Raw genomic sequence first — 26,690 nt, 5'->3', positions numbered from 1 at the left:
CCCGCCCCTTGGCACACTCAGTTGGGGGAAGGGGCACTCCATCCGGTGTAGGAGTCGGCGAAGTAGGCCTGACCGTGCACTGAGCCGGTGATGGCGTCGAACTCTCCGCGCCGCCGGCGCTGCGCGAACTCGTTCTCGCCAGGCTGCCGGTGCAGCAGGTTGGTGGCCCAGTAGGAGAAGTTCTGGGCCTTCCACACCCGATCCAGTGTTGTGCGCGAATACCGCTCCAGCGGCGCCGTTGAAGCCGGCGCGTCCGCCTCGGCTTCAGCAGCCTGGCGCAAACCGGTAAGGAACTCCTCCACCCGCGGGACGAGGGCCCGTACATCAGAAAACGCGAGATTGAGGCCCTTGGCTCCCGTGGGCGGCACAGTATGGCCGGCGTCGCCAGCAAGCACCAAACGCCCGAACGTCATGGGGTCACAGACATAGGAGCGGAACGGCAGCACCGTCTTTTCGATGATCGGACCGCGCTTCAGGTTCACCGCGTCCGGCCCGCCCAGCACCTGTTGGATGTGGTCGAAGATCGCCGCGTCGCTCCAGTCCGCTGGCTTGGTCTCGGGATCGCACTGGAAGTACATCCGCTGGACGGACTCATTACGCTGCGAAATCAGCGCAAAGCCCACCTCGGAGTTCGCATAGATCAGCTCAGGAGCCGTCGGTGGGGCGTCGCAGAGGATTCCGAACCAGGCGAAGGGGTAGGTGGTGAAATAGTCGGTCCGCACATCCTCCGGGATCAGACGGCGGCACATCGAGCGGGAGCCATCGGCACCGACAATGAGATCCGCCTCAATACGCCCGGCCTGACCCTGGGCATCGAGGAAGGTGATGCTGGGCTGATCGGAGTCGACGCCGTGGACCCCCACCTCTTGCACCGACCAGTGAATCTGCCCTCCTTCCCGCTCCCAGGCGGTGGCCAGGTCATGGAAGACCTCATTCTGTGGATAAAGCCAGACGGAGCGGCCCACCAGCTCTTGGAAGTCAATGCGGTGCTGCACACCGTCGAAGCTCAGGACGGTCCCTTCATGCTCGTGGCCGTCGGTGAGCACCCGTGATCCCACCTCGGCCTCCACCAACATGTCCACTGTGGGCGCCTCGAGGATTCCGGCACGCTGGGTGCGCCGGATCTCGCCGTGGCTCCTGCGCTCGACCACTGCGGCACTGATGCCGCGGCGCTTCAACAGCAGCGCGGTCATCAAACCCGCAGGTCCACCGCCCACGATGCCCACATCGACTCGGTTGCTTGTCTGGCTCATGGCCTGCCTCTTTCAGATCGGTCCTTGCCGCGCCCCGGCGGCGGTGCCTCCAGTGTGCGCGGGCCGCTGTCAGACCCGCCACAGAGATCTCATTCAATGAGAGGAACGATCCACTCTGGTTTCACGCTGAATCCCCCGGGCAGCTACCAATAATGTCTGTGCCCAGGGACCGGGACGCGAGGCGGCATCGGGGTCATCGGTGACCACTCCCAACGCCGCCACCACCCCTTCCCCGCGTTTCCGGATCGGCACCGCTACGCCGGTGACGCCTGACTCGATGGCACCGGTCTGCGCGCAGAAGCCCCGCCGACGAATTACCTCGAGGCGCTCCTCCGCCACCGGTGCCCCCTGCCCGGGGAGCGCCCCGGAGCAACGGTCGCGATAGGAGTCCCGAAAGTCATCGGGGGCGTGGGCCAGCAGCACCATTCCGGTCGCCGAGAGGTGCAGAGGCAGTCGGCCGGCGACGCCGCCATGGATCTCTGGGGCTCCGCGCCCGGAGAGCCGATCGATGAAGAGCACCTCATCGGCGTCAATGACTCCCAGCTGCACATGGTGGCCCACCACGGCGTGAACGTCAGAGAGGTAGGGGCGGGCGCGAATCGCGAGTTTCATGGTGCTGGCTGACCGATTGGTCATCTCCCAGAGTCTGGTGCCGACCATGTACCCTCCGGGCAGCGACTCCAGCCATCCCCGATCCGCCATTGCCGTGCAGAGTCGGTGCGCGGTAGCCGAGGGCAGGCCGGTGCGCCGGGCGATCTCCGCCGCGGTGAGAAGGCTCTCGGCAGCGGAAAACGCATCCAAGATACGGTCCAGCCGGTCCAGCAGTGACTCCCCTGTCGGTGAGTTCGCCATAGGCACCTTCCCGTCGCAGCTGCGTCGTCGTACTACCAGTCTGCTATGAGAAGACTGGCGGTGGGCAGCGCTAGGCTGAACTATGGCCAACTCAGCCTCCGGCGAAGCCGTCCTGGAACGCGCCCTGCGACTCTTGGACGCCGTGAAGACCGCCCCCTCCCCCTCGGTGGCCGAACTCGTGGCGGCCGCCGGCCTGCCCCGAACCACCGGATACCGGTTGGTCCGCTCCCTGCGCGAGCTCGGGCTGCTGGAAGTCTCCGCCGACGGCGCGGTCTGCGTAGGCAGACGCGTGTGGGAGCTGGCCCAGCAGGCACCGATCAGCCGCACACTGCGCACTGCCGCCCTGCCATTCATGCAGGATGTGAACTCCGTGGTGCAGCAGAGCACCCAGCTCTCTGTGCTCGCCCCAGAAGGTGTGCTTATCGTAGAACGCCTCTCCCGTCACGGGGCGGTGGTGAACCCAGCGGAGGTCGCCGATACGATGCCCGCAGACCGAACCTCCATGGGCCATGTACTGCTGGCCTTTGCCGCACCCGCGGCCCTGAAAGCCTGGCGACACCAGCAATCACCGGATCCGCTGACCGAGGACTCGCGGCTGCAGCGGGAACTGGCGGAAGTGCGCGCACGCGGGCATTCGATGCTCAAGGGACTGATCAATGAGGAATCCGCCGGACTCTCTGTGCCCGTTCTGGACCAGCGCCGTACCGCCGTGGCCGCGCTGACAGTGGTGGTACCGCGCGATTCCCCGGACCTGCTTCAGTCTCTGGCCGCGCTGCAGACCGCCAGCCGCGGCATCAGCCGAGTGCTGCAGGAAAAGTGAAGCGACTGCCGGAGCAGCCCACCGCCCCCGCGTCCCTAGCACCGCCACCTGCACGTGCCGTTCAATGGCACTAGCGTGGACCTAGGCGCCAGGGACGCCGCAGACTGAGTGACGAGCACCTCATTGAGGGCTCTGACCACGCCGACACATCTCAAAGGAGCAGACCGTTGGGTGAGATCGACACCAATCCAGATGCGGCAGCGGCCTCCCAGGAGGAGATCAGCGCTGAAATCTCTGCGCTGCACCAGGAATATGAGCAGGCGCGTGCCCAGGGTGCGCCGGAGGAGACCAGTGCTCGGCTGAACTTCCCCCCCTACCGCAGCTCGCTGCTGCGCCACCCCACCAAGTCGCTGCACCACGCCGACCCGGAGGACATCGAACTGCACAGCCCGGCCTTCGGCCACCGTGACGTCTCACCGCTGGAGGCGGACCTGACCATCCAGCACGGTGGCGAACCTATCGGTGAGCGGATTGTGGTCGCCGGACGGCTCCTCGACGCCGCCTGGCGCCCGGTGCCGCACCAGTTGGTCGAAGTGTGGCAGGCCAATGCCGCAGGTCGCTACATCCATAAGCGAGACCAACACCCTGCGCCGATCGACCCGAACTTCACCGGTGTGGGGCGGATCCTCACCAACGCCGCCGGCGAATACTCCTTCACCACGATCAAACCGGCGCCGTACCCGTGGAAGAACCATCACAACGCTTGGCGCTCAGCGCACATCCACTTCTCCCTGTTCGGCACCGACTTCACCCAGCGGATCGTGACCCAGATGTACTTCCCCGGCGATCCGCTGTTCGAGCTCGATCCCATCTACCAATCCATCACCGATACCGCTGCCCGGAAGCGCCTCATCGCTGACTACGATCACACGCTCTCCCAGCACGAATGGAACACCGGATACCGGTGGGACATCGTGCTGGGCGGCAGCAACAGAACCTGGACCGAGCAGGAGGAGCAGTGACCATGGACCTGAAACCCACCCCCGCCCAGACGGTGGGGCCCTTCTTCGGATTCGCGCTGCCCTTCGACGGCGGCGAGAAGCTGGTCAGCAGGTCCCACCCGTCAGCGGTGCGCCTGCACGGCACCGTCTATGACGGTCACGGCGCCGCCGTCCCTGACGCCCTGCTCGAGATCTGGCAGGCGGACGAACACGGTCGGGTCCCACGGGAGGAAGGTTCCCTGCACCGTGATGGTTACACCTTCACCGGCTGGGGACGGACCCCGGTGGACAGCACCGGTCACTACAGCTTCACCACCGTTGAGCCCGGCACCACACGGGCGGGCACCGCGCCCTACTTCCTCCTCACCGTCTTCGCCCGCGGACTGATGGACCGGCTCTACACCCGTGTCTACCTGCCGGACTCCCCCCACACCTTGGAGGCGGATCCCTTCCTAGCTTCGGTGCCGGAACGCCGCCGCCCCACGCTGATCAGCCAGCGCGATGATCAGGGGAATCTGCGCTTCGACGTTCACCTCCAGGGAGAACATGAGACAGTGTTTCTCAGCTACCCCAACACTCCGCAGGTGACCGGGCCCGTCGACGACTGAACGCAGGCCCCGTGGCCCCGCCCGACACAGGAGACACATGACCTCAGCCAGCGGCATCCTGAATCCCGTGTGGTCAGGCACTCGGGTGGCCGGTGCCACCTCTGATGAGGCGGTGCTCTCGGCGCTGCTGCGCGTTGAGGCCGCCTGGGGTGGTGTGCTGACCGAGCACGGGCTGGCCTCCGCGGACAGTGCAGAACGGCTCCAGAGCATCAGCCGCGACCCGGCCCGGGCCGGCATCACCCCTGAGCCGCTGGCGGAGGCGGCCGTGGGCGGCGGCAACCCAGTGATCCCGCTTCTGGCAGCGCTGCGCACGGCGCTGAGGGAAACAGACACCGACGACGACGCCCTGCACCGCTCAGCGACCAGCCAGGATGTGCTGGATACCGCCTTGGTACTCATCCTGCGTGAAGCCTCCGGCATCATCCTCACCGATCTGCGCCGGGCCGCAGCAGCGTTGGCCCAGCTCAGCGAAGACCACCGCGAGACCCTGTGCGTGGCTCGCACCCTGACCCAACCGGCCCTGCCCTCCACCATGGGTCTGCGCACCGCTGGCTGGCTCGACGGCGTGACCCACAGTGCGAACAGACTCCAGACCGCCTACGCCGCACTGCAGCTGCAGTGGGGGGGCGCGGCCGGCACGCAGGCCGCGCTGGTGGATCTCACCGCAGCCACCGGAGCCACTGCCTCCCCCACTCCGGCTGAACTGACCGACCGCCTCGCGGCCGCACTCCACGTACCGCAGATGGACCGCCCATGGCACACCCAGAGGCAGTCGATTCTGGAGCTCGCCTCCGCCATGGCTGCGGTGTTGGCCGCGCTGGGCAAGGCCGCAGCCGATGTGCTGACTCTGCAGCGGCCCGAAATCGCAGAACTCCGCGAGCCAGGTGGTGCACACCGGGGCGGGTCCTCCGCGATGCCGCAGAAACGCAATCCGGTCCTGTCCACCCTGATCCGCTCTGCGGCACTGAGCGGGCCCGGTGCGCTCTCCGCCCTGCATCATGCCGCTGCAGACGCCGTGGATGAGCGCCCCGACGGAGCCTGGCACGCAGAATGGCCCCAGCTGATGGAACTGGTGCGGCTCACCGGCGGTGCGGCGGCGCGAGCAGCTGAGCTTTTCGAAGGGCTTGAGGTGCTGCCGGAGGCTGCAGCTGAAAACCTCACCGCCAGCGGCGACGGGCTGCTCAGTGAGCGGATCCTCAGTCAGCTCGGTCCGCGTTTCCCCGGGGGTCCCGCCGCCTTGAAGCGCACGCTTACCGAAGCCTCGCGCGGCGGCGTCCCCTTGCGCCGTGCACTCGAAGATGGGCTGGGCGCCAGCGCCGAAACCACCGCGGAGCTCGGCCATCTGCTGGACCAATTGCTCGATCCCCGCCTCTACCTGGGTCGCTCCGGTGATTTCCTTGACGCTGCGCTGATCCGGGCCAGGCCCTTCATTGACCTCGGGAGCGGCTCAGTATGACCGCTGGCGTCCTGGAAACATGGTGACCAATCAAGGTGATGACCTGCTAACAAATGACAAGGTGAGCATATGACACAGACACCCCCCACTGACCTGACCTCGGATCACGTCCCAGCACTGACCTCCACGCTCCTGGCCGGTGATCCCGAGGATTTCGCCGCCGGGAAGAAGCCGTTACTGCTGGTCGGGCCATCGTTGGGCACCAGTGTGGAGGCCGTCTGGGGACCCGCAGTGCCACATCTGCAGGAGCACTTCAATGTGGTGGGATGGGATCTGCCCGGTCACGGGCGCAGTGCTCCCTCCACGGAGCCCTTCACTATCGAGGACCTCGCCGACGCCGTGGAAGCTCTGCTGGCACGGCTTAGCGACGAGCACGGGATTCCGGACAGCACCCCTGTGCTAGCCGCAGGTGTCTCCATTGCAGGCACCGTCTCCCTGACGCTTGCCCTTCGGCCCGAGACCCGGATCAATCGGCTGGCTGTGATCTGCAGCGCCGCCAAGATCGGCACACCACAAGCTTGGGCCGAGCGGGCAGAGCTGGTCGAACGCGCCGGCACTCCGACCATGGTGGAGGGTTCTGCCCAGCGCTGGTTCGCCCCGGGTTTTATGGCCCGTCAGGGAGAGGTCGCCACGGCACTGCTGAGCTCGTTGCAGTACACCGACAGGCACTCCTACGCCCAGGCCTGCCACGCACTAGCCCAGTATGACCTCACGGACTCGTTGGAATCCCTGATCCGTCCGGTGCTGCTGATTCACGGGGCTCATGACCAAGTCTGCCCGCCGGCCGAAGCGGAGGTCATCCGTCAAGGCGCAGGTTCTCACGCCCCAGTGCACGCGGTGACCCTGGACGATGTCGCCCACCTCGCCCCCGCTGAAGCACCCGACCGCACAGCCCACGCACTCCGGGAGTTCGTCAATGCCTGATTCCACTTCGGACCATTCCGACAGCACCTACCAGCGCGGTATGCGCGTCCGGCGCGAGGTGCTCTCTGATGCCCACGTCGACCGGGCAGAGGCCAAAAAGAACGCCTTCACGCACGACTTCCAGGAACTGATCACCCGCTACGCCTGGGGAAGCATCTGGACGCGTCCGGGTCTGGAGCGGACCACCCGGTCGGCCATCACGCTGACCGCCATGATCGCCGGCGGCTACTGGGAAGAACTGGAGATGCACATCCGGGCGGCACTGCGCAACGGCATGACCGCAGACGAGATCAAGGAGGTCTTCCTCCAGGCCGCCATCTACTGCTCCGTACCGGCTGCCAATGTGGCTTTCGGCATCGGCAGCCGGGTCATCGCCGAAGAAACGTCCTGAATCTGCCCTCGGCGAGATTCATCCGCGGGGCTTCATCCGCGTGTTCGGCAGCGCAGGAGCCGGCAACGGGGCTGCCTGGCCTGGTGGAAAATCCCCGAACTGCGGAAAAGGAGTACCGTCACGGTACTGAGTGCCGGCAAGCACGTCGCGCAGCTCGCCGGTGACCGGCTCCCCCAGTGCCCCGGGGGCGACGTCGACCTCATCCTGAGTGCCATCAGGCTGGGAGGCCCGTTCCGTGCGCACTCCAGTGGACGACCCCACCTCCGCCAGCTGGGAGGCCAGGGGCGAGTCCTCCGTGGGGGCCTCGAACCCCATCTCGGCCTGATAGGCCGCCCGGTAGGCGGCGATTTCCTCATGCGTGCGGCCCACAAAATTCCACCACATGACAATCTGCTCGTTCAGCGGCTCTCCGCCGATCAGCAGCGCCAGCACCGGGTCCTGACCAGCCTTCAGCGTCAGCGTCTGGGCTCCTGGGTCCACCACAGCTAAGTGATCGGGTGGGACCGGTGTGCCGTTGAATTCGATTGCTCCGGAGACCCGCAGGAGGCCATGCTCGTGCTCAGAGGGCACGGGGATCTCGAGTGTGCGCCCCGGTTCGAGGCGAATTTCAGCCCCGGTGAGCGGGATGTAGGTCTTCACCGGGGAGCGGGAGCCCAACAGGTCCCCGATGAACACCCAGGCCGTCCATCCCTCGCCGTGCACGGGCTCGGGGAGGTGGGTGTCCAGACTCGGTGCCACGAACCGGTGTTCCTCCGGGAAGGCATACCAGAGCTGGGCGCCATGCAGGACGGTGGTGTCATCAGTGGAGAATTCGGAGTGGCTGATGCCGCGGCCGGCGTTCATCAGTGCCACCTCTCCGGGGCGGACGGTGGCCCAGTTGCCGGCGGAGTCCAGATGGTCGATGCGTCCGGAGAACAGCCAGGAGCAGGTGGCTAATCCGGTGTGCGGGTGCCGGGGGACGCGCATGGGCTTGGCCTGGGTGAGGTCATCGGGGCCGTAGTAGTCCAAGAAGCACCAGGCACCCACAAGGGATCGAGCCCGCTGCGGCATGGTCCGGCGGACCGTCATGGCCCGCGGCCCACCCAACGGCACCTCGCGGGGTTCCAGCAGCTGCACACCGCTGGCGGTGCTGGTGACCCCGGGGCTGAGCTGACCCTCCGGTGGTGCGGAGACTCTGTCCTGGGAGGTGGAGTCATCGGCAGGTCTGCGGTCCAGATCAAAGGTATGGGGCCCATTGATGCACACCTGCTCAATGGGACGGGTATCGGTGTTGCTCATAGGGCCCTCCTCTGGGCGGCGCGGCACTTACCCTTAAGGCTAATATTTCAAATTTGAAATGTCACCAGGGAGTACTGCCTCCCATGCAGGTGGACCACGGACTGCCCCACGCGCAGCCGTGCATGAACTGCACATGGCGCTGCACGCGGGGCGTGCTTGACGGTTGGCGCCTGGAGGCTATGGAGTGCCTTCGGTCAGTCCTCCACGACCTTGATATCAACCTCAATATTGCCCCGGGTCGCCTTGGAGTAGGGGCAGAAATCGTGGGCCTTTTTCGCCAAGTCCTCGGCTGCGGCCTTCTCCACGTGGGGCAGCACCACCTCAATCGTGGCGGTGAGGGCCATGCCGCCGGCGTCGTCACCACCGATGCCGATCTTCACACCTACGGAGGAGTCAGCGGCATCCTGATCCGCCTCACCCGCCATCTTGCGCACCGCTCCGTGGAAACAAGCGGCGTATCCTGCAGCGAAGAGCTCCTCCGGGTTGTTGCCATCTCCCGATCCCCCCAGCTCTTTGGGAGCAGCCAGCTTCAGGTCCAGGGACCCTCCAGCGGTCTTGACCTGCCCATTGCGGCCATCGCCGCTGGCGAGCGCTTCTGCGGTGTACTTCACATCTACTGCCATGTAGGTTCCTTTCTCACGGTTTTTCTCACGAGCTCGGTGACGAGCCGGGGCTGCCGGCGTCACCGTGTGTTGCTCTTCTACACCACCACAGACTGGGGCTACTGGCTAGAGGGTAGTCCTGCAGATGCGCCGATCCCCCCTTATCAGTGGCAGAATTGGAATCTATGCGTGACAACTCCGCCCGTTGGCTGGCGCCCGGGGACCCTGAGTCCATCTCTGTGGCGCTGGCTACCCGCTTCTCACAGGTGTTCCACTACGACCCAGAGGGCGTATGGTTCGCTCCAGGGCGGGCCAATCTCAACGGCGAGCACGTTGACTTTCACGGCGGGCGCTGCCTGCCGATGGCGCTGCGCCACGGCACGTATGTCGCGGCGGCCCCGCGCACCGATGGCCTGTTGCGCCTGCGCACGTTGGATCCCTCACTGGATACCGGGATCGTGGAAATCCCCGACGTCGCCTCCTCCCCGGTGGGGCAGGAGGCACCCTCCTGGACCACGTACGTCGCCGGTGTGGTCTCCGCGTTGGCGCAGCTGAAAGATGAGCAACCAGAGTTGGAGCTCCGTCCTGGGATGGGTGCGGATCTGCTGATTCGCTCCACTCTGCCCATTGGCGCTGGTCTGTCGTCGTCTGCCTCCCTGGAATGCGCTGCGGCCCTGGCCTTCGTCGCTATTGGGACACCTCTGGGGGAGGAGAACAAAGGGGATGATCTCACCCGCGCCCTGACCGACCAGTTGCGTGCGGTGCTGGCCCAGGTCTGCGTCCGGGCAGAGGTGGAGTCGGTCGGGGCGGGCACCGGCGGATTGGATCAGACCACGGCACTGCGGGCCACCGAAGGGAAGGTCGTCTCGCTGGACTGCCGAGACTTTTCCTTGGTGCGCACCGATATTACTTTTCTGCTGCGCAATTACCGGTTCCTGGCCATCGATACTGGGCTGCCTCACGAGCTGGCCGATGGCAGGTTCGCTGCCCGCCGGGCTGAGGCAGAGGCGGCCACCGAGGTGCTGGGGGTGGAACGGTTGCGGGACGCGTTACCGGAGAAGCCGAAGCGCACGCATGTGGAACTGGCGTTGGAGGAGTTCGACCGCGGGCTGGAGTCGGGCGCGGAACTGGGCGGGAAGGACGCAGAAGCCTGCCGCCGGCGGCTGAAACATGCGCTGACGGAGATGCTGCGAAGCGAACAGATCCACCGGATCCTCACCGGTGATGCTCACGGGGTGGACCACACCGCGGAGATGATTGGGGACATTATGTCCGCCGGCCACACCTCTATGAAGGAATGTGCTGAAGTCAGTTTTGACCTGGCCGACCAGGTCGTCGACACCGTGGTGGAGGCCGGTGCCTCCGGCGCACGGCTGATCGGCGGGGGCTTCGGCGGCTCCGTGCTGGTGCTGGTTCCCCGCAGCCGCATGGAGGCGGTGACGGCCGCTGCCTCACGGCTTTCCTCCGAGGTTCGCTTTCTGGAGGTCGTCCCCTCCCCGGCCGCTCGGGCCGTATAGAGAAGCTCAGCCCAATTTGATGGACGAACCGACCTGAGGTATGTTCGCTGACTGAATCATCCAGAGCGACTGAGAGATCTGGCTCAATGACGTCGCAGCAACCCCGCCAAATTCGTGGTGACAGGTGCTAACGCCAGTTTCGATGAAAGGCGAATCAGATGTCTCCATGCTCCTCCGCGCCCCAATTTACAGAGCTAGTCTCTCGGTTTACGGAGCAGCCTGCCTTCCAGCACTCCAAGACACTCAGGGCAGCCGGCGTGTGGACCGGGGCCCAGCAGACTCGGCTCAACGTCCGCCATTTTGAGTTCACAGCCGATGAACCTTACAAGGTCGGTGGCCGCGACCAGGGACCTACCCCCATGGAATACCTCGCCGGTGCGGTGAACAGCTGCATCACCGTGGTGATCGACCAGCTGGCTGCCCGGCAGCAGCTGAGCGTGGAGGATGTGCAGACTTACACTCTGGCCTCCCAGGACACCCGAGGACTGGCCGGCACCGCCGATGTGCAGCCTTATGCCCACGCGTACCGGTTGCAGATTGTGATCACCACCCCTGAACGCGACGAGCACACACTGCGCCAGTTCGCCGCCAGGGCCGAGCACATATGCCCGGCTATTAATCTGCTTCGCGACGCCAATACCGGCCTCAAGGTCTTGTGGAGTTTCACTGAGCAGCCACATGCTGAGGCCGCCGAGCGCCTCAGCAATGCCGCCCTGGGGTACACCGAGACCGACCACGCCCCCGAACCTTTCCTCACGGTCACCGACGCAGACCTCGCCCCCTCGGTACCAGCATGAGCGCAGTCGGAATATGGACTCTGGGACTGGCTCTGGCTTATACCGCCTGGCTGGTCATCGGCGGCCGGTGGATGGTGGCCCGTCAGGAGAGCCGGGCGAACTTCTTTGTCAGTGGCCGCAGCTTCAGCCCGTGGACGGTAGCCTTCTGCATCACCGGACTCTTCTCCGGGTCCTCCTACATCGCCATAGTGGAGCTGAGTTACCGCACTGGTATCTCAGCGGTCTGGTACGGCGTCGCCGAAACCGTCCAGGTCCTGTTGATCGCCCTGCTGCTGGTCAAACCTCTGCGTCGCAAACTCGTGGTGACCGTCACCGGAATCATTGGGGATCGCTTCGGGCGATCCGCTCAAGGTATCAGTGCGCTGATCACCGGCTTCACATTCCCGATGTACTCACTGGCCACCAGCATCGCGTTCGCCTCAGCGCTTTACGCGATCACTGACATCGCGCTGTGGCAGTCGATCACCCTGACCGCCATCATCCTCCTGGCCTTCTTAGTCTTTGGCGGCATGCGCTCAGTGGCTTTCAGTCAGACCATGAATGTGATCATGATATTCGTCATGTTCGCCGTCGGAATCTGGGCACTAGTGGTCTCACCGGGGTCCGGCGAAATCGCTGAATTCAGCGCTGACCGTCCGGAGATGTTCGAACCAGCAAACGCTGGAGTGTCGCTGATCGTTGCCTGGTTCGGCACATTTATTGTCAACGTGCCGCTGGCCCAGGCCGCGTTCCAAATGTCCATGTCAGCCCGTACTCCCGAGGACGGCCAGAAGGGCCTTTTCTTGGCAGCTGTCATCGGCATCCCCCTGATCCTGTTGGGGATCTTCGTCGGCGTGGCCGCCGCCATGGTCGTGCCCGATACCGGGCTTCCGCTGGTTGCCATTTCTGAGTACATTTCCGGGGCCCTTCCACCATGGGCCGCAGCACTGTTTTTCGTCGGTATGTGGGCATGCGCACTCGGTTGGGCCGGGCCGTGCCAGTTCTCCGGGGCCACGTCATTGGGTCGGGACTTCGGCCGCGCCATTCGCCCCAAGGCCACCCAGGCCGAACTCGTTCGCTACACCCGCATCGCACTGATTGGCCTCACCGCGGTGCTCATCGGCCTGAGCCTGCTGCGCTCGGAACAGTCAGCCTGGTGGAACATCATGGCCTGGACGCTCCGCAATGGGGCTACCTTTGCTCCGGTCCTGGCGGCATTCTTCTGGCCGCTGGCCACCCGAACTGCAGCCGTCTCCGCACTACTGGGTGGCTTCGGTGCCGGTTTGGGCTGGTACGCGCTGTCCGGCTTCAGCGCCACAGACTTCTTCCTCGGCACCCACCCGGTGTGGATAGGAATGATAGTCAACATGGCCACGCTGGTGGTGGTCAGCTTGACCCAGGTGCAATGGCGTCCGAGCCCCTCCCCGCAGGCACGAGGCCGCGGCGCAGCAGCGCTGTTCTCCGCCGGTACCGTTGCGGTGTTGACCGCGCTGAAATGGGAATGGTTGGCCAGCTACGGCCTGACCGGGTTGGCGCTGTTCCTAGTGACCCTGGGACTTTTCGCTGCCGCGTTCCTTGCCATCGTGTCCAAAGACCCCGCCGAATTCGTCACCAGCTTCTGGGAGACATCCGAAGAGCAGCCTGTCACGACACGGTAAGGCGGGACAAGACGTCGAGGAGGTGCACCCCCACCCCTCAGCGGATCGGGATGAGGTCACTGCCCTTGTCGGTGGGGAGATCGCCGTCCACCGTGGCGGTGACGACTGCCGAGTGGAGGATGATGCCGCCGTCGTGATTGTCCAGGAAGGCGGTGTCGGCGGCGTCGCGCCCGGTGGCGATGCGCACCAATGACTGCCGAGGAGCCAACCAGGTCGGGTCCACTGCGACCCACTTGCCATCCACAATGGCTTCGGCCACAGCATGGAAGTCCATGGGATCACACCCCGGAGCGTAAACAGCCACCAGCCGTGCTGGGATATGCATGGCGCGCAGCAGCGCCACCACCAGGTGCGCGTAGTCACGGCACACCCCGGCACCGGCCAGCAGCGTGTCGGTAGCTCCGTCAATGGGGTCGCTGGAACCCGGAACGTAGCTCAGCCGCGAGGCGACAAACTCAGCAACATCAGCAATCTTCTCCTCGGTGGTCTTGGAGAGATTGAACTGACCAGCCACAAAGCCGTAAAACTTGTCACACTCGGCGTAGCGGCTGGGCCGCAGGAACAGAGACCGGTCATTGTCCCGGGCCGCCATCGGTTCGGCGTGACCCTCTATATGCGCGCGATACTGCGCGATCAGACGCCCAGGCCCCACCCTGAGGCGGTGAATTCGGCCGCCATATCCCGCAGGGATCTCATCCGGAGTCACAGCCTGGTCATTGAGCACTATCTGCAGCGACTCATCCACGGTCAGACCGGGCAGCGCCGCCACCGCAATCTGGAATTCAAGTTCGGTGCTGGCGGTCACCTCAACCTCAAGGGTTGACGTCACCTCCCGAGGCGGCATCATCATAGACCCAGTCTAGGCACCCCACGGCCGGTGACGACAACCGGGGGCTGAACTTCAACGCCATTGACTTCCACGTCAGCCGCAGACAGGCTGGAGCGGTGGCCACCGTGCACCCCATCCTCGTCTCCGCCTTCGAGCCCTTCGGCGGCGCGCAGCGCAACCCGTCCCACGACGTCGTTCAGGAACTCACTCGTCGCGCCGAACGCGGTCAGCTCTCGGCTCAGCAGGAGCACGCCGGCGTGGTGGTCGTCCCGGTCCTGCTGCCGGTAGAGTTCAGCACAGCCGGGCAGCTGCTGACCCGTGCGATCTCTGAGCACCGGCCCGCGCTGGTGATCTCCGTGGGACTGGCAGCAGGCACCGACACCATCAGGCTCGAACGCGTGGGGCTGAATCTGCGCGATGCCCGCATCCCGGACAACGCCGGGGCGCAGCCGGTGGACGAACCGATCACCGCGGAGGGCGAATCCGCACTGTTCAGCACACTGCGGCTCAAGGCCGCAGGCGAGCGCATTGCCGCAGCAGATATCCCGGTCTCACTCTCACTCTCCGCGGGCAGTTATGTCTGCAACGACCTGCTCTATACCGTGCTGCACCACCTCGGTCGACAGGCGCCCCAGACTCGGGCGGGATTTGTCCACGTACCGGATCTCCACGCCGCAGATGCTCCAGTCACCGTAGGACAGGCGGTGCTGGCCCTGGATCTGCTTATCTGCGAATCCCTATCCGAGGCACCGGACACGGCCGCTCAGCTCGGGGCGCTGCACTGAACTGTGCGACACGGCCGCGCACAGACCGGCTCCTGCGGCGATATGGCTGTACTGCGAAATTCGACGCCTAGGTTGACCTTCCGCTCAGGTCTCTCTCAGAGTAGGTCCTTACCGTTATTGCACGTACGAAGCAGTTTTCAGTCGATCCGCGCGCAGCGAGGTGGCCATGACGTCACAAGGGCAGGACGAGCTCCACCGTGGTTTCGGGCTCCGGTTTGCCGGCCGAGAGAAAGGCAGACGGCACCCGGGCTCACGCCACGACGATTCCGACAATCTTGGATACGCCGCATCTAACCGCACCATCACCATTACCCTGGTCCTCGGCATCTCCCTGATGGTGCTGATTCTCATGCTTCCGTATCTCAGCGGCCTGTAGCGGGCTTCGGCACTAAGGCGGGATCTCCGAGGCGCCCGATAGTCTGATCGGAGAATGCCCAAGAACACGAACCACAAGACCTCGAGGTCCCGCCGCCGGGCCGCCACCCGACACTCTCTGGTCGCCGCCCGGTACCTCTGGGCGGTGGTGACCGGGTTAGTTATCGCAGCCCTGTTGTTCGAACCCACCATGGTCTGGACCCTGGGGGTCGGTGTCTTCATGCTCGCCCGTTTGGAGTGGCTGGGCCTGTGGCTTGTGGTTTCGGGCTACGGCATGGCCTGCCTTCCGGTGACCTTCGGCCTGTTAGTGGGCTCGGGACGCTTCTGGTTCAGCCTCACCCACGGTCTTTGGACGGGGGCAGTGTACTCCGTGGCCGGGTTCCTCTACCTCGAGCAGATTCTAGGCCTGCTGGCACCCTACGGTTTCTACGAGGGTGCTGCGGGTTAGAACTCCCGGGCCATATCCCTGAACCGCTGGAAGTGCCCCTGGAACGCCACGGTGAGGTCCCGGGTCGGCCCGTTGCGGTTCTTGGCCACGATAATGTCAGCCTCCCCAGCACGTTCGGTCTCCTTGTCGTAGACCTCCGGACGGTGCAGCAGCATGACCATATCCGCGTCCTGCTCAATGGCCCCAGATTCACGCAGATCCGAGACCTGCGGGCGCTTATCCGGGCGCTGCTCGGACCCCCGGTTCAGCTGCGAGAGCGCAATGATCGGCACATCAAGCTCCTTGGCCAGCAGTTTCAGCGTCCGGGAGAACTCACTGACCTCCTGCTGGCGGGACTCCACACGCTTGCCGGACATCAGCAGCTGCAGGTAGTCCACCACCACCAGCTTCAGGTTCTCCCGCTGCTTCAGCCGCCGGCACTTGGCCCGGATCTCCATCAGCGTCAGGTTCGGCGCATCATCAATGAACAGCGGCGCCTGCTCCAGCTTGTCCATCGCCCGGGCCATCTTCTCCCAATCCTGGTCCTTCAGGCTCGAGCCTTTGCGCAGGTCGCCGAAGAGCACCTGGGACTCCGCCGAGAGCAGACGCATGGTCAGCTCCACCTTGCTCATCTCCAGGGAGAAGAACGCAGTGGTCATCCGGTGGTTCACCGCCGCCGAACGGGAAAAATCCAGAGCCAGCACAGACTTGCCCATCGCCGGCCGGGCAGCGATGACAATCAGCTGACCGCCGTGGAAGCCATGGGTGAGTTCGTCCAGATCACGGAAACCGGTGGGGATGCCGGAGAGCGTGCCGTCGTTTGCAGCATTGACCTCAATCTCCTCAATGGTCGGTGCCAGCACCTCCGACAGCCGCGCATAGTCTGCGGTCTGCCGGTTCTCCGCCACGTTGTAGACCTCGGCCTGAGCCTCATTGACGATGGCGTCGACCTCACCGTCAGAGGTGTGCCCCAACTGCACAATCTTGGTGCCCGCCTCCACCAAACGCCGCAGAATGGCGCGCTCGCGCACGATGTCTGCATAGAAGGCAGCATTGGCCGCCGTCGGGACGGCCTGAGCCAGATTGTGCAGATAGGCCGGACCGCCTATCCGCTGCAGCTGCTGCGTCTTGGTCAGCTGGTCGGCGATGGTCACCACATCGGCTGGCTCCCCGCGGCCATAGAGATCAATGATCGCTTCGAAGATCATCTCGTGGGCCGGGCGGTAGAAGTCTCCGCCGCGGACCACTTCCACCACATCGGCAATGGCGTCCTTGGACAGCATCATCCCGCCCAGCACCGACTGCTCCGCCACCATGTCCTGCGGAGGAGTGCGCGATTCAGCGCCAGCACCTGTGCTGGGGTTATACGTCTCCACACTCACGCAGACACACTCCTCAGGCACCTCGGGGATTTACGCGAGCTCCTACTCTACCGCCCGGCAGGAACACGACGCCGCCTGCTCGGCTCACCGCCGGGAGTTCGCCCTGATCTCACGGAGAGCGTGGTGCTCCAGCGGGGCGCGCAACCCGTAGACTAGGCCAGCCAGCCAGGTGCGCATGGATCGCCTGGCCTGGCGGGTGTCGGGGTAGCGGCAGCGCAGGTGCAATCCGGTGTGGTTAATCACAAACCAGATCATCACCCCGTCAGTGCGGATCACCGCCGAGACGTGCTGCGGGTTGAGGTCATCATCCACATTGACTGGCAGCTTCCGGTGATCCAGCCAGGACATAGCGAACATGCCAGGCGACTGCGGCATACCCCCGTAGGGACGCATGATCGGCGCCAGCGGGTAGGACCCCAGCCGGATGGCTTCCTTCACCGACCTGTAGCAGTCCTGGTAGTCCTCCTCATGGCTCTCCAGCACCGAGTTGGTGATGAACCAGCCCACCGAGTCGAACCACCGCGTCCCGTGCCGGGAGTGCACCGGGAAGACCGCACGCAGCGGTTCACCGGAGAGCTCAGCGGCGAGCCTGGTCATCACCGATACCGCCACCGCGATCAACCGCACCCTATGTTCTGCGGCGTGGGCCTCCACCTGGGCCAGTTCCTCGGCGTCGAATACGTCACGGATTTCGACGAACTCCCCCACCGGCTCTGACAAATCACCCAGATCCAGCGGGAACGTGGGCATCGCATGACCGCCAGCGTGCAGGATCTCACGCCACCGCTCAATCACTTCCCGCGGCGGGGCCGGTTCCTGCTCCAACGCCCGTGTATGGTCAGCGAATGATTCGGTCGGTGGCAGACCCGCGGTGGGCTCACGTCCGGCCTGAAGGTTCTGCACGCAGGTGGCGAGGTCGCGAGTGAGCACCAGCAGACTCCATGCGTCCACGTGCGCGTGATCGGAGCCAATGATCACCTGCGGCGGCTGCACTCCGGTCTCATCCTCGACCACGCACAGCCGATAAGAGGGTGTTTCCAGCGACCGGCACACCAAGTCAAAATGCTCACGGATCACTGCTCTGAGCGCTGTAGGCGTCATCGCACTACCGTCTCCGAGCTGTTCCCACTCCCCCGGCTCGACGCTGACCGAGGTCAGGACCAGCTCCGGCTTGCGGCCATTGCCCTCGTCAGCGCCCAGGAAGACGGTCCGCAGAGTGCCGTGACGCTCCACAACCTCCATCCATCCCTGGGCGATGACTTCACGGTCGGCGTGGACCGGCAAGGAGAAGCTCACCGCCATCCATGATCCGGGGCGGGGCCCGAACCCCACGTGACGCTCCTGATCGAAGGACACCGGAAGCGGCTTGGAGGCCGCCGCGTCGGACAACTCGGCGCGGACACAGTAGCTGTACGCCCGGCCGGGCTGGACCTGCATCTGCGCAATATTGGTCAGCCGCATACCGGTAGTCTAGGCCGGTGGCCAGGTTCCAGACAGCGGGAGCGCAACTTTCTTTTGAGGTGGTGGGGAAGGAGACGGACCCGCTGTTCGTCCAACTGCACGGGCTGACCTCCTCCGCCTGGCGCGAGCATCACGCCGGGCTCGACGTCACCGGTGAGCTCTCCGGCTTCCGAGTGCTGCGCTATGACTCGCGCGGCCATGGATCCTCCACCGGCAGACCAGTCCCCGATGACTATCTCTGGCCGCAGCTGGCCGAGGATCTGCTGCATCTGCTCGAGGCAGTGGCTCCGGGCGAAACGGTCCACGCGGGTGGCCCCTCCATGGGAGCCGCCACCCAGCTGTGCGCGGCGCTGGAGGAACCTCACAGGTTCGCCTCGCTGAGCCTCTTGGTCCCTCCGACAGTGTGGTCCACCCGGACCGAGCAAACTGATCAGTACCTCCGTTCTGCCGAGGTGGTGGAACAACATGGGGTGGAGACATTCGTCCGCCTCACCGGGAGCGCACCGCCGCCGCCTGCCCAGGCCGGCCGGACCCGTCAGCTGCGTCCGGCCGTCAGCCCAGAGCTGCTGCCAGCCGTTCTGCGCGGAGCCTCCATGACCGACCTGCCCGCACCCGAGGACCTCGCAAGACTGCAGGTGCCGGTTCAGATTCTTGCCTGGACACATGATGCTGCCCATCCGGTCTCGAGTGCTGAAACCCTCCACCGCCTGCTGCCCGGCTCGGAGTTCTCCATTGCTGAAACGCCTCATGATCTGGCCACCTGGCCGAGTCGAGTGGCGAGTTTTGTCGGCCAGTACCGCCGCTGACCTGCGCTCAGCGAGCGATCGGATCGCCGATCCGGGCCCCGTGGGGGCGCTTCGGCAGGATCACGGCCCAGTGTCCGTGATCCCCTTCCCATTGCCTCGGGTCGGCGATCCGATCTGCAGGTCGTCCCTTGAGGGGTCAGGCCAACCGCGAACGTCCCGCAGTGGGGATGCGCTTGTCCTGATCACCTACCCACGTGCTCATGTGGCGGCGAGTAACGGTGACGCGGATGCACGCCGAGAGCCACCGGCCAATATCCGCGTCACTCGCGCACCCAGAAGTCTCACGTGAGCCCTGAGGGCCAGCAGAGGACTTCCGCAGTGAGGAGGGACGATTGCCACTGTAGGCCCAGAAGCAGCCCTGGGCAATAGCTCCCGGACGAGTCGTTGTGGATTACGTGTGGAGTCTCCGGCGTGTCGTGTGAAGATCTTGAGGGAAACCTGTGGATGCCGCTGTAGGAATAGCCGGTGCAACGGTCTGACCTGGAGCTTTGTAGCGACACACTGTGAATTAAAATATTTTTTTCGCCTCATGTGGTGGCCGGACAAGTACTTGCTCTCGCCTCTGCTTCGGGTGTATAGGACCTCTTCCGGTTGGTTTTCCACAGACTCTCCACAGCAGCCTCGGGCATCGAACTCCGGCGATTCCGGCTCAGTCCCAGTACTGGATGAATGTCCTTCAAATTTGAAGTATCCTGGGAGTGCACCGCGATTCTCGGTGTGTTCCCGCACTCTCAAGGAGCTACATGCAATTCGGCATCTTCTCCATCGGCGACGTCACGCCTGATCCCACCACCGGTCGCGTCCCTACAGAACATCAGCGCATCACTTCCACCGTGGCCATGGCGCAGAAAGCCGAAGAGGTGGGGCTTGATGTCTTCGCCATCGGTCAGCACCACAATCCCCCATTTGTGGCTCCGGCCAATCCGCCCATCTTTATGGCTCATGTGGCCGCACAGACCTCGCGGCTGCTGCTGTCAACTGCCACCACTCTGATCACCACTACGGACCCGGTCCGCATCGCTGAGGACTACGCCTATGTTCAGCACCTCAGTGAGGGGCGGGTGGATCTGACCCTGGGGCGGGGCAACACCGGCCCAGTGTATCCATGGTTCGGCAAAGACATTCGGGCAGGAATCCCCCTCGCCGTGGAGAATTATGCGCTCCTGCACCGGCTCTGGAGGGAGGAAGACGTCGACTGGAGCGGGCGTTTCCGGACCCCCTTGGAGCACTTCACCGCCACTCCACGCCCCCTGGACGGGGTCCCGCCGTTTGTCTGGCACGGGTCCATCCGCTCCCCGGAAATCGCCGAACAGGCCGCCTACTACGGCGACGGGTTCTTCCACAACAACATTTTCTGGAACAAGGAACACACCGGCCGGATGGTCGAACTCTACAGGGAGCGGTACGCCCACTACGGGCACGGTACGCCTGAGGAGGGGATCGTCGGCCTGGGCGGGCAGGTGTTCATGCGGCCCAACTCGCAGGATGCGGTGCGGGAGTTCCGGCCCTACTTTGACCGTGCCCCCGTTTACGGAGGAGGCCCGTCCCTGGAGGAGTTCACCGAGATGACACCGCTGACGGTGGGGACTCCAGAGCAGGTCATTGAGAAGACCCTGAGCTTCCGCGACTATGCGGGAGACTACCAGCGCCAGTTGTTTCTCATCGATCACGCCGGACTGCCGCTTGAGACGGTCCTGGAGCAGATCGAGATATTGGGCGAAGAGGTGGTTCCGGTGCTGCGCAAAGAAGTCGCCGCCCGTGCCCCGGAAGGCACACCCGCCCCGCCGACCCACCAGCTGCTGCGGGCTCGGCGGGATGCCGGACAGGATCCGGTGCCTGGCGGCCCGCCGGCCGCCGGGGCCGAGGCACCCAGCCGAGCCGGGTAACGGCTCGATGACGCGAGAAGGCCCCCGGGCGGTTCAGCACATGAACCAGCCGGGGGCCTTCAGCGTTTTCTGCTTTATCGCGCGGGAACGACCTGCAGATCGATGGTCGCGGTGACCTCCGGGTGCAGCTTCACCGTCGCGGTGTAATGTCCTACCGCTTTGATCCGCTCCGGCAGCTGGACGGTGCGCCGGTCGATGCTTCCCAGCCCTGCGGCCTCAACTGCCTCCGCAATCTGGGCGGCACCGACGGTGCCGAAGAGCCGGCCGGAATCGCCGGTCTTCACGGAGACCTCCACGGTCTTGGCCTGCAGTTTCTCGGCTACGGACTGAGCTTCTTCGACCGTGGCGATTTCGCGGGCCTTACGGGCCTGACGAATCCGCTCGACGTCCTTTTCGCCGCCCTTGGTCCAGGTCAGTGCGTAGCCGCGGGGCAGCAAGTAATTGCGTGCATAGCCGTCTTTGACCTCGACGACGTCGCCGGGGGCACCGAGGCCGGTGACTTCCTGAGTCAGGATGAGCTTTGACATATCAGTAGATCCTTTCCTTCCTCAGTGATCAGCCGCGGCCAGCGCCGGAGTACGGCAGCAGGGCCATTTCGCGAGCGTTCTTGATTGCCTGGGCAATCTTGCGCTGCTCCTGGACGGAGACTCCGGTCACCCGCCGAGCACGAATCTTGCCGCGATCGGAGATGAACTTCCGCAGCAGGGCGGTGTCTTTGTAATCAATGACCTTGATGTCAGCAGCCTTCAGCGGGTTCGCTTTGGGCTTGGGCTTCTTGGTGATTTCAGCCTTTGCCATCGTGGTGCTCCTTTTCATAGGTGGGAGCCCGCGCTGTCACGCGGGATGGTGAATAGTTGTCAGTCGTTCAGTATCAGAACGGGGGTTCGTCATTGCCGCCGGTGTCCCAACCGCCGCCCTGGGAGGGCTGTCCGCCCCAGGGGTCCGGCTGCTGGCCACCACCGTAGGATCCGCCACCGAACCCGCCGGGCTGCTGGCCTGCGCCGAAGCCACCCTGGCCTCCGCCGGGGTTGCCGCCGAAGCCGCCACCGCCCTGACGGGGAGCCTGGCGCTCGATCTTGGCCGTGGCGTAGCGCAGCGAGGCGCCGATTTCGTCCACGTCGAGTTCCCAGCTGGTCCGGTTGTTGCCTTCTTTGTCTTCGAAGCTGCGGGCCTTAAGGCGTCCCTGGGCGACCACACGGGTGCCTTTGGTCAGCGACTCACAGACGTTCTCTGCGGCTTCGCGCCACAGCGAGCAGCGCACGAAGAGCGTCTCAGCGTCCTTGTACTCGTTAGCCTGCCGGTCGAAGTACCGCGGGGTGGAAGCGATGACGAAGTTCGTCACCGGTGCCCCGGAAGGCGTGAATCGCAGTTCGGGGTCTGCCGTCAGGTTTCCCACGACAGTGATGACAGTCTCGTTATAGGCCATGTTTGTGTACCTCTTTCACTCAGTGGCGTACCAAATATGGTGGCCCAGGTGCCGGTTCAGGCGACCTTGAACTCTTCGGGGCGGATGATCTTGGTGCGCAGAATGGTCTCGTTCAGACGCAGCAGACGGTCCAGCTCTTTGGCGGAGTCCGGGGTGGAGTGGAAGTTCACCACCGCGTAGATCGCCTCAGTCTTCTTCTGGATCTCAAAAGTCAGCTGACGGCGTCCCCAAATGTCGATCTCGTCGACGGTTCCGCCGTCTTTCTTGACCAGTTCCATGTACTTGCCCAGTGTGGGCTCTACGGTGCGCTCGTCAACCTCGGGGTCGACCAGCACCATCAGTTCGTAGTGACGCATTATGAACCCACCTCCTTCGGTCTTGCGGTCACGGGATTTCCGTAACAGGAGGTTCTTTGCGTGATATCTGTCGCTGAGGGCGCCCAGGAGAGCACCCAGCACAGACTGACCTATATTACCCCTGATCAGCTGTGAGCACGAACGGCCAGGTCAGACAGTGAGCTCCTGGGTGAAAAACGCGGTCACAGCATCCCGGAGGTGGGCGACGTCGTGGACCCCGCACATCTCCCGGGCGGAGTGCATGCTCAGCAGCGCAATTCCCACATCCACAGTGCGCAGCCCAAGCCGGGTGGCGGTGAGCGGACCGATGGTGGAGCCGCAGGGGAGGTCATTATTGGAGACAAACTCTTGGGTGGGAACCCCAGCGGCGCGGCACACCTGGGCCCACATGGCTGCTCCCGCGGCGTCAGTGGCATAGCGCTGATTGGCGTTGATCTTCAGCAGCGGTCCCGCATTGGGCAGCGGCCGGTTCGCGGGATCGTGGCGTTCCGCATAGTTCGGGTGCACCGCATGCCCGGCATCGGCGCTTAGGTGCCAGGAGCCTGCACAGGCCTGCGCTCGCTGCGTCGCTGTGGCTTCCAGGCCTTCATAGATCCGGTCCAGCACCTCCTCCAGGAAGGGCCCGGCGGCGCCGGAGCGCGAGGCTGAGCCCAGCTCCTCATGATCGAAGGCGGCCAGCATGGGGATCACAGCCGCTGAGGTGTCTGCGGCCAGCATGGCCTGCAGCCCTGCATACAGTGAGGAGAGATTGTCCAGTCGTCCCGAGGCCAGGAATTCCCGCTGTGCTCCGAAACGTGCGGGGGGCTGGGCGTCGGCGACCACCACGTCGTATCCGTCCACCTGATCAGCCGCCACACCCGCGGCCCGGCTGACGATCTCCAACACGTCCGCCTCAGCCGCTGCCTCGGCAGACCCGGCCACGGCCACCACCGGCATCGTGTGCTGCTGCTTGCCGAGTTTGATCCCCTCGGCGTTGACTTGCCGATCCAGGTGAATCGCCAGCTGCGGAATGCGAGCCACCGGTCCGGTGGCCGCCAGATGGGTCGCGCCATCCCGGGTGACCAGTCGGCCCGCAAGCCGCAGCTCGCGGTCCAACCAGGAGTTCAACAGCGGTCCCCCGTACACCTCCACCCCGGCCTGCACCCAGCCGTGCCGGGTGACGGTGGATTGGGGTTTGAGCTTGAACCCGGGGGAGTCGGTATGTGCGCCCAGGACCCGCAGCGGCGTGGCGGGACCGGCGGCCTGGGGCAGGATCCACGCCAAGACGGCGCCGTCGCGCACCACCACATACTTCCCCGGTTCGGCGGGCCAGTCCTGATGCTCGCCCAACTGAGTGAAACCGGCCTCCACGAGGCGCTGGGCGGTCACCGCTGCCGCGTGATAGGACGATGGCGACTCCGTCACAAAGGTCGCCAGGTCATCGATCAGCTCATCAACATTCCGGGCTGCAGTCGGCGGGTTCATGACTTCCATCCTACGGCTGGGCTCGCCGCCTCACCGGCACCATCTCACACAGGCTCAGTGCCCCGGTAGGTCCACGCGCGCAGCGGCAGCTCCAAGGGCCCGTGCCGGAACCGTCTCAGCCACAGGTGAGACAGCGCCAGCTGAGTCAGCCAGAGTCCCAGCACGACGACGCCCACCGTCACCTCTGCGGCCTGCCCGCCCCATCCGAAGCCCAGTCCGGAGAACAAGAGCGCCAGCACCAGGGACTGACCAAGGTAGTGGGTCAGCGTCATTCGGCCAGCTGGTGCCAGGACCCCAGCGATACGCGGCGCGGAGCGAAACAGCAGCAGGAGGAAGATGGCGTAGCCGCAGGCCTGGAACGGCCCCGCGGCGAGGTTGACCGCCGCTCCCAGCAGCTCGGCACCGTACCCGGCGGTGTAGTCGGTGACCCCCGGTGGTCCCCAGCGCAGCCGGGCGGCGAGGACGCTCAGCGTCAAGCCGGTCACCAAGCCTACTGCCCCTGTCAGCACCAGCCGGTGCGTCCGGAACTCCCCATCAGTGAGGCGCTGCAGCACCCGGTATCGCCCGGCGAGAAGTCCGGCGAGGAAGGCGGCCAGCGCCACGGGCCCTTGGACCACGAGCACCGAGGCAAGGGCTGCCGGGTAGGCACCCCACTGGTAGGCCAACCACTGGCCCGCTGAGCCGGTGTAGGCAGCCGCAGCCTGCTCCGCACCGTCGAGGCCTGCGGCACCGGTGGCTGCCGCGGCGTCGTCGGCCTGCAGCGCCACCCCTGCCAGCACGAGCAGCAGCACCACCACGACGGTGTACAGCGCACCAGCGCTTACCAGGGCCGCGGCGGTGGAGATTCTGCGCAGTCTCAGCAGCAGGAACCCCAGCAGGCCGTAAGCCAGCAGAATGTCCCCGGCGAAGAGGAAGACCCCGTGCAGCAGACCCAGCAGTATCAGCGCCGCGAAACGGCGGCGGGCGTGCTGCACCGGGCTGGCTCCGAGGGCCGCGCCGCGGGCCCAGGCCAAGGCGAAGCTGAGACCGAACAGGAAGCTGAACAGGACATAGGACTTGCCTTCGAACAGCACCGAGACGGTGAAGCGCACCAATTGCCCGGCCGCGGAGTCCACCGGCTCACCGCGCACTCCCGGCAGCAGCATCTCCGGACGGGCAAAGAACCAGATGTTGACGCTGAGGATGCCCAGAAGTGCCACCGCACGCAGCGCGTCGACTGCAGGAATCCGCCGGTGTGCTCGACCGGAGGCCTCACCTGCGGAGGGGCTGGGCACAGGGCGCGGCACGGGGCGCGGTCAGGAGTCGGCGTCGCCGCGGATGAAGGCCTCCACCTTCTCATGGGCGACCGAGTCATGGAACTGCTCCGGCGGGGACTTCATGAAGTAGCTTGAGGCTGACAGCAGCGGGCCGCCGATGCCGCGGTCCAGGCCGATCTTTGCCGCTCTGACTGCATCAATGATGACACCTGCGGAGTTCGGTGAATCCCACACTTCCAGCTTCAGCTCGATGGACAGCGGGGCGTCACCGAAATTGCGGCCCTCCAACCGGATATAGGCCCACTTCCGGTCATCCAGCCAGGGCACGTAGTCGCTGGGTCCGATGTGCACATCCCGGTCGGCCAACTTGGCGGATGTGTTGGAGGTCACTGCCTGTGTCTTCGACACCTTCTTTGAGGTCAGCCGGTCAGGCTGCAGCATATTCATGAAGTCCATATTGCCGCCGAAGTTCAGCTGGTAGGTCCGATCCAGGTGCACCCCGCGGTCCTCCAGCAGATGCGCCAACTCCCGGTGGGTGATGGTGGCCCCGACCTGGGACTTGATGTCGTCGCCGACAATCGGCAACCCGGCGTCAGTGAATTTCTGGGCCCACTCGGGGGTGCCGGCGATGAAGACCGGCAGGGCGTTGACGAACGCGCAGCCGGCGTCGATAGCGGCCTGAGCGTAGAAGCGTGCGGCCTGCTCCGACCCCACCGGCAGGTAACACACCACCACATCCGCGCGGGCCTCTCGCAGTGCCGCAACCACGTCCACGGGGTCGAAAGCGGACTCCTCAATAGTTTCCCGGTAGTAGTCCCCCAGACCGTCCAGGGTCGGACCGCGCTGCACCGTGACGCTGCTGTAGGGGACCTCAGCCAGTGTGATGGTGTTGTTCTCACTGGCGATGATCGCCTCAGAGAGGTCCTTGCCCACTTTCTTGTCATCGACGTCGAAGGCTGCGACAAACTGCACATCGCTGACGTGATAATCGCCGAAGCGCACATGCATCAGACCTGGCACGTCCTGATCATCGGGAGCCTCCCTGTAGTACTCCACTCCCTGGACCAGCGATGCTGCGCAGTTCCCGACACCCACCAGGGCTACCCGGACCGGATTCTCTGACACGAACATGTTCCTTTCATCGGCTGCAGGTGTGCGGCA

28 protein-coding genes and 1 riboswitch are annotated in these 26,690 nt (G+C 64.9%); of the genes, 14 read left to right on the top strand and 14 right to left on the bottom strand.

The window, feature by feature from the left end:
- Positions 1 to 17: 17 nt before the first annotated feature.
- On the bottom strand, positions 18 to 1,253 hold the full coding sequence (locus FEF27_RS00720) for a 4-hydroxybenzoate 3-monooxygenase (protein ID WP_138168904.1): 1,236 nt from the start codon (positions 1,251 to 1,253) through the stop codon (positions 18 to 20).
- 93 nt (positions 1,254 to 1,346) lie between these two features.
- A complete protein-coding gene (locus tag FEF27_RS00715) occupies positions 1,347 to 2,105 on the bottom strand; it encodes an IclR family transcriptional regulator (protein ID WP_138168903.1) in 759 nt (252 codons plus the stop codon).
- Between the two features lie 82 nt (positions 2,106 to 2,187).
- Between FEF27_RS00715 and FEF27_RS00710 the strand changes: the two genes are divergently transcribed.
- The 6 genes from FEF27_RS00710 to pcaC all read left to right on the top strand — a co-directional run bounded on the left by FEF27_RS00710 (position 2,188) and on the right by pcaC (position 7,245).
- Positions 2,188 to 2,925: an IclR family transcriptional regulator gene (locus FEF27_RS00710; RefSeq protein ID WP_138168902.1), complete on the top strand. Its 738-nt coding sequence runs from the start codon at positions 2,188 to 2,190 to the stop codon at positions 2,923 to 2,925.
- Positions 2,926 to 3,092: 167 nt separating this feature from the next.
- On the top strand, positions 3,093 to 3,887 hold the full coding sequence (gene pcaH / locus FEF27_RS00705; RefSeq protein ID WP_138168901.1) for a protocatechuate 3,4-dioxygenase subunit beta: 795 nt from the start codon (positions 3,093 to 3,095) through the stop codon (positions 3,885 to 3,887).
- 2 nt (positions 3,888 to 3,889) lie between these two features.
- Complete coding sequence (gene pcaG / locus FEF27_RS00700) at positions 3,890 to 4,474, top strand: protocatechuate 3,4-dioxygenase subunit alpha (RefSeq protein WP_138168900.1); 585 nt, start codon at positions 3,890 to 3,892, stop codon at positions 4,472 to 4,474.
- Between the two features lie 37 nt (positions 4,475 to 4,511).
- Positions 4,512 to 5,930, top strand: coding sequence for a lyase family protein (locus FEF27_RS00695; RefSeq protein ID WP_138168899.1), 1,419 nt, complete (start codon positions 4,512 to 4,514; stop codon positions 5,928 to 5,930).
- 69 nt (positions 5,931 to 5,999) lie between these two features.
- The gene (locus FEF27_RS00690; RefSeq protein WP_138168898.1) at positions 6,000 to 6,854 is read left to right on the top strand and encodes an alpha/beta fold hydrolase; all 855 of its coding nucleotides are present in this window, start codon (positions 6,000 to 6,002) and stop codon (positions 6,852 to 6,854) included.
- Complete coding sequence (gene pcaC / locus FEF27_RS00685) at positions 6,847 to 7,245, top strand: 4-carboxymuconolactone decarboxylase (protein ID WP_138168897.1); 399 nt, start codon at positions 6,847 to 6,849, stop codon at positions 7,243 to 7,245. Before FEF27_RS00690 ends, pcaC begins: the two co-directional genes overlap by 8 nt.
- Positions 7,246 to 7,263: 18 nt before the next feature.
- Here the strand turns inward: pcaC and FEF27_RS00680 are convergent, their stop codons facing one another.
- Positions 7,264 to 8,523, bottom strand: a complete 1,260-nt coding sequence (locus FEF27_RS00680) for a pirin family protein (RefSeq protein WP_138168896.1) — start codon at positions 8,521 to 8,523, stop codon at positions 7,264 to 7,266.
- Positions 8,524 to 8,717: 194 nt separating this feature from the next.
- Positions 8,718 to 9,146 (bottom strand): Ohr family peroxiredoxin, encoded by a 429-nt coding sequence (locus FEF27_RS00675; protein ID WP_138168895.1) that lies wholly within the window; start codon positions 9,144 to 9,146, stop codon positions 8,718 to 8,720.
- 164 nt (positions 9,147 to 9,310) lie between these two features.
- Here FEF27_RS00675 and FEF27_RS00670 point away from each other — a divergent pair, with 164 nt between their 5' ends.
- The 3 genes from FEF27_RS00670 to FEF27_RS00660 all read left to right on the top strand — a co-directional run bounded on the left by FEF27_RS00670 (position 9,311) and on the right by FEF27_RS00660 (position 13,076).
- Positions 9,311 to 10,642: a galactokinase gene (locus tag FEF27_RS00670; protein ID WP_138168894.1), complete on the top strand. Its 1,332-nt coding sequence runs from the start codon at positions 9,311 to 9,313 to the stop codon at positions 10,640 to 10,642.
- Positions 10,643 to 10,695: 53 nt separating this feature from the next.
- Positions 10,696 to 10,807, top strand: a riboswitch (SAM riboswitch).
- On the top strand, positions 10,801 to 11,439 hold the full coding sequence (locus FEF27_RS00665; RefSeq protein WP_138168893.1) for an OsmC family protein: 639 nt from the start codon (positions 10,801 to 10,803) through the stop codon (positions 11,437 to 11,439). It overlaps the preceding riboswitch by 7 nt.
- Positions 11,436 to 13,076 (top strand): sodium:solute symporter family protein, encoded by a 1,641-nt coding sequence (locus FEF27_RS00660; RefSeq protein ID WP_138168892.1) that lies wholly within the window; start codon positions 11,436 to 11,438, stop codon positions 13,074 to 13,076. The genes FEF27_RS00665 and FEF27_RS00660 overlap by 4 nt, the downstream gene beginning before the upstream one ends.
- Before the next feature lie 37 nt (positions 13,077 to 13,113).
- On the opposite strand, the gene FEF27_RS00655 is transcribed toward FEF27_RS00660, so the two are convergent.
- The gene (locus FEF27_RS00655) at positions 13,114 to 13,926 is read right to left on the bottom strand and encodes a transglutaminase-like domain-containing protein (RefSeq protein ID WP_138168891.1); all 813 of its coding nucleotides are present in this window, start codon (positions 13,924 to 13,926) and stop codon (positions 13,114 to 13,116) included.
- A gap of 95 nt (positions 13,927 to 14,021) precedes the next feature.
- On the opposite strand from FEF27_RS00655, the gene FEF27_RS00650 reads away from it, so the two are divergent.
- The 3 genes from FEF27_RS00650 to FEF27_RS00640 all read left to right on the top strand — a co-directional run bounded on the left by FEF27_RS00650 (position 14,022) and on the right by FEF27_RS00640 (position 15,513).
- Positions 14,022 to 14,690, top strand: coding sequence for a pyroglutamyl-peptidase I (locus tag FEF27_RS00650; protein WP_166429866.1), 669 nt, complete (start codon positions 14,022 to 14,024; stop codon positions 14,688 to 14,690).
- 166 nt (positions 14,691 to 14,856) lie between these two features.
- A complete protein-coding gene (locus tag FEF27_RS00645; protein ID WP_138168889.1) occupies positions 14,857 to 15,066 on the top strand; it encodes a hypothetical protein in 210 nt (69 codons plus the stop codon).
- 54 nt (positions 15,067 to 15,120) lie between these two features.
- A complete protein-coding gene (locus FEF27_RS00640; RefSeq protein ID WP_138168888.1) occupies positions 15,121 to 15,513 on the top strand; it encodes a hypothetical protein in 393 nt (130 codons plus the stop codon).
- Here FEF27_RS00640 and dnaB read toward each other — a convergent pair.
- On the bottom strand, positions 15,510 to 16,874 hold the full coding sequence (gene dnaB, locus FEF27_RS00635) for a replicative DNA helicase (protein ID WP_424991657.1): 1,365 nt from the start codon (positions 16,872 to 16,874) through the stop codon (positions 15,510 to 15,512). The genes FEF27_RS00640 and dnaB overlap by 4 nt on opposite strands.
- Positions 16,875 to 16,958: 84 nt before the next feature.
- Positions 16,959 to 18,335: a condensation domain-containing protein gene (locus tag FEF27_RS00630; protein WP_138168887.1), complete on the bottom strand. Its 1,377-nt coding sequence runs from the start codon at positions 18,333 to 18,335 to the stop codon at positions 16,959 to 16,961.
- Positions 18,336 to 18,352: 17 nt separating this feature from the next.
- On the opposite strand from FEF27_RS00630, the gene FEF27_RS00625 reads away from it, so the two are divergent.
- Together FEF27_RS00625 and FEF27_RS00620 are read left to right on the top strand one after the other, a co-directional pair.
- Positions 18,353 to 19,141, top strand: coding sequence for an alpha/beta fold hydrolase (locus FEF27_RS00625; protein ID WP_138168886.1), 789 nt, complete (start codon positions 18,353 to 18,355; stop codon positions 19,139 to 19,141).
- Positions 19,142 to 19,884: 743 nt separating this feature from the next.
- A complete protein-coding gene (locus FEF27_RS00620) occupies positions 19,885 to 21,027 on the top strand; it encodes a CE1758 family FMN-dependent luciferase-like monooxygenase (protein ID WP_138168885.1) in 1,143 nt (380 codons plus the stop codon).
- Positions 21,028 to 21,101: 74 nt separating this feature from the next.
- Here FEF27_RS00620 and rplI read toward each other — a convergent pair whose 3' ends face one another.
- From rplI to FEF27_RS00585, 7 genes are all read right to left on the bottom strand, one after another.
- The gene (rplI, locus tag FEF27_RS00615) at positions 21,102 to 21,554 is read right to left on the bottom strand and encodes a 50S ribosomal protein L9 (protein ID WP_138168884.1); all 453 of its coding nucleotides are present in this window, start codon (positions 21,552 to 21,554) and stop codon (positions 21,102 to 21,104) included.
- Positions 21,555 to 21,582: 28 nt separating this feature from the next.
- Positions 21,583 to 21,825, bottom strand: a complete 243-nt coding sequence (rpsR, locus tag FEF27_RS00610) for a 30S ribosomal protein S18 (RefSeq protein WP_119901469.1) — start codon at positions 21,823 to 21,825, stop codon at positions 21,583 to 21,585.
- Positions 21,826 to 21,898: 73 nt separating this feature from the next.
- On the bottom strand, positions 21,899 to 22,453 hold the full coding sequence (locus FEF27_RS00605) for a single-stranded DNA-binding protein (protein WP_138168883.1): 555 nt from the start codon (positions 22,451 to 22,453) through the stop codon (positions 21,899 to 21,901).
- 56 nt (positions 22,454 to 22,509) lie between these two features.
- Positions 22,510 to 22,809 carry a 30S ribosomal protein S6 gene (gene rpsF / locus FEF27_RS00600; RefSeq protein ID WP_138168882.1) on the bottom strand — a complete coding sequence of 100 codons (300 nt, stop codon included), beginning with the start codon at positions 22,807 to 22,809 and terminating at the stop codon, positions 22,510 to 22,512.
- Positions 22,810 to 22,959: 150 nt separating this feature from the next.
- Positions 22,960 to 24,273 carry a M18 family aminopeptidase gene (locus tag FEF27_RS00595; RefSeq protein WP_138168881.1) on the bottom strand — a complete coding sequence of 438 codons (1,314 nt, stop codon included), beginning with the start codon at positions 24,271 to 24,273 and terminating at the stop codon, positions 22,960 to 22,962.
- Between the two features lie 44 nt (positions 24,274 to 24,317).
- On the bottom strand, positions 24,318 to 25,559 hold the full coding sequence (locus FEF27_RS00590) for a DUF418 domain-containing protein (RefSeq protein ID WP_138168880.1): 1,242 nt from the start codon (positions 25,557 to 25,559) through the stop codon (positions 24,318 to 24,320).
- A 9-nt stretch (positions 25,560 to 25,568) separates the two neighbouring features.
- A complete protein-coding gene (locus tag FEF27_RS00585; RefSeq protein WP_138168879.1) occupies positions 25,569 to 26,654 on the bottom strand; it encodes an inositol-3-phosphate synthase in 1,086 nt (361 codons plus the stop codon).
- Positions 26,655 to 26,690 lie beyond the last annotated feature (36 nt).

The organism is Nesterenkonia sphaerica (assembly GCF_005771565.1).
Taxonomy (GTDB): Bacteria; Actinomycetota; Actinomycetes; order Actinomycetales; family Micrococcaceae; genus Nesterenkonia; species Nesterenkonia sphaerica.
Note: the sequence above shows the minus strand (reverse complement) of the source record. Positions and strands in the feature narration are given on the sequence as shown.

Excerpts from the sequence above, each read along its gene's own strand:
- FEF27_RS00720 (WP_138168904.1), bottom strand. The coding sequence starts at position 1,253 with ATGAGCCAGACAAGCAACCGAGTCGATGTGGGCATCGTGGGCGGTGGA.
- rplI (WP_138168884.1), bottom strand. The coding sequence starts at position 21,554 with ATGTCAAAGCTCATCCTGACTCAGGAAGTCACCGGCCTCGGTGCCCCC.
- pcaC (WP_138168897.1), top strand. The coding sequence starts at position 6,847 with ATGCCTGATTCCACTTCGGACCATTCCGACAGCACCTACCAGCGCGGT.
- FEF27_RS00605 (WP_138168883.1), bottom strand. The coding sequence starts at position 22,453 with ATGGCCTATAACGAGACTGTCATCACTGTCGTGGGAAACCTGACGGCA.
- FEF27_RS00710 (WP_138168902.1), top strand. The coding sequence starts at position 2,188 with ATGGCCAACTCAGCCTCCGGCGAAGCCGTCCTGGAACGCGCCCTGCGA.
- FEF27_RS00655 (WP_138168891.1), bottom strand. The coding sequence starts at position 13,926 with ATGATGATGCCGCCTCGGGAGGTGACGTCAACCCTTGAGGTTGAGGTG.
- FEF27_RS00675 (WP_138168895.1), bottom strand. The coding sequence starts at position 9,146 with ATGGCAGTAGATGTGAAGTACACCGCAGAAGCGCTCGCCAGCGGCGAT.
- FEF27_RS00690 (WP_138168898.1), top strand. The coding sequence starts at position 6,000 with ATGACACAGACACCCCCCACTGACCTGACCTCGGATCACGTCCCAGCA.
- FEF27_RS00620 (WP_138168885.1), top strand. The coding sequence starts at position 19,885 with ATGCAATTCGGCATCTTCTCCATCGGCGACGTCACGCCTGATCCCACC.
- FEF27_RS00695 (WP_138168899.1), top strand. The coding sequence starts at position 4,512 with ATGACCTCAGCCAGCGGCATCCTGAATCCCGTGTGGTCAGGCACTCGG.
- FEF27_RS00715 (WP_138168903.1), bottom strand. The coding sequence starts at position 2,105 with ATGGCGAACTCACCGACAGGGGAGTCACTGCTGGACCGGCTGGACCGT.
- rpsF (WP_138168882.1), bottom strand. The coding sequence starts at position 22,809 with ATGCGTCACTACGAACTGATGGTGCTGGTCGACCCCGAGGTTGACGAG.
- FEF27_RS00630 (WP_138168887.1), bottom strand. The coding sequence starts at position 18,335 with ATGCGGCTGACCAATATTGCGCAGATGCAGGTCCAGCCCGGCCGGGCG.
- FEF27_RS00660 (WP_138168892.1), top strand. The coding sequence starts at position 11,436 with ATGAGCGCAGTCGGAATATGGACTCTGGGACTGGCTCTGGCTTATACC.
- FEF27_RS00640 (WP_138168888.1), top strand. The coding sequence starts at position 15,121 with ATGCCCAAGAACACGAACCACAAGACCTCGAGGTCCCGCCGCCGGGCC.
- rpsR (WP_119901469.1), bottom strand. The coding sequence starts at position 21,825 with ATGGCAAAGGCTGAAATCACCAAGAAGCCCAAGCCCAAAGCGAACCCG.
- FEF27_RS00670 (WP_138168894.1), top strand. The coding sequence starts at position 9,311 with ATGCGTGACAACTCCGCCCGTTGGCTGGCGCCCGGGGACCCTGAGTCC.
- FEF27_RS00645 (WP_138168889.1), top strand. The coding sequence starts at position 14,857 with ATGACGTCACAAGGGCAGGACGAGCTCCACCGTGGTTTCGGGCTCCGG.
- pcaG (WP_138168900.1), top strand. The coding sequence starts at position 3,890 with ATGGACCTGAAACCCACCCCCGCCCAGACGGTGGGGCCCTTCTTCGGA.
- FEF27_RS00680 (WP_138168896.1), bottom strand. The coding sequence starts at position 8,523 with ATGAGCAACACCGATACCCGTCCCATTGAGCAGGTGTGCATCAATGGG.
- FEF27_RS00595 (WP_138168881.1), bottom strand. The coding sequence starts at position 24,273 with ATGAACCCGCCGACTGCAGCCCGGAATGTTGATGAGCTGATCGATGAC.
- FEF27_RS00665 (WP_138168893.1), top strand. The coding sequence starts at position 10,801 with ATGTCTCCATGCTCCTCCGCGCCCCAATTTACAGAGCTAGTCTCTCGG.